Source organism: Pseudoxanthomonas kalamensis DSM 18571 (assembly GCF_010211745.1).
GTDB classification, from domain to species: Bacteria; Pseudomonadota; Gammaproteobacteria; order Xanthomonadales; family Xanthomonadaceae; genus Pseudoxanthomonas_A; species Pseudoxanthomonas_A kalamensis.
Genome location: NZ_PDWQ01000118.1, coordinates 1 through 549, shown reverse-complemented (window position 1 = coordinate 549; position 549 = coordinate 1). Strand labels below are relative to the sequence as shown.

Annotated in this window: 1 protein-coding gene; it reads left to right on the top strand. The window is 67.6% G+C overall.

Features of this window, described 5'->3' with window-relative positions; genetic code table 11:
* Window positions 1-102: 102 nt before the first annotated feature.
* Window positions 103-396 (top strand): ATP-binding cassette domain-containing protein, encoded by a 294-nt coding sequence (locus tag CSC70_RS14920; RefSeq protein WP_246189443.1) that lies wholly within the window; start codon window positions 103-105, stop codon window positions 394-396.
* Window positions 397-549 lie beyond the last annotated feature (153 nt).

Below are 549 nucleotides of genomic sequence, written 5' to 3'. Positions count from 1 at the left end.
GCCTCGATTGCACTGTCTGCAGTCCAGGTCCAGTACCCCGGACGCGGCACGCCCGCGCTGCAGAATCTGTCGTTACTGCTGCCGGCGCGGACGACCACCGCCGTGGTCGGCGCCTCCGGTGCAGGCAAGAGCACCCTGGCCGATGTCCTGAGCGGCCTGCTTGGCCCAGACCAAGGCACACTGGAAATCGGCGGCGTGGCCTCGGGTAACGGCGGCTCGGCCCAGGTCCGGCTCTCCTGCAGGCGGCCTTCGATCTCGTCGAACGCGGCCATTGCATGCCGGCAATACTGGCGTTGCTGTTGGATGTTGCTCACTAGTGGCAACAGCCGGGCGAAGATTGCGACCAGCACCAGAAGTTCGGCCATGGCCATGTGCAGGAGCTGCAGGCCCGCATAGACGTAGCACGCCAGCAGGACCGCCCCGGCGCCATGGAGCAAGGCCTTGGAACTGCTCAGGCCATGGGCGAACCGCAGCTGCTGGTCGTGCATGGCACGCGCCGTGCGCCCGAATGCTGCCAGGTGGCGCGCTTCGGCGCCCAGGATCTTGGCC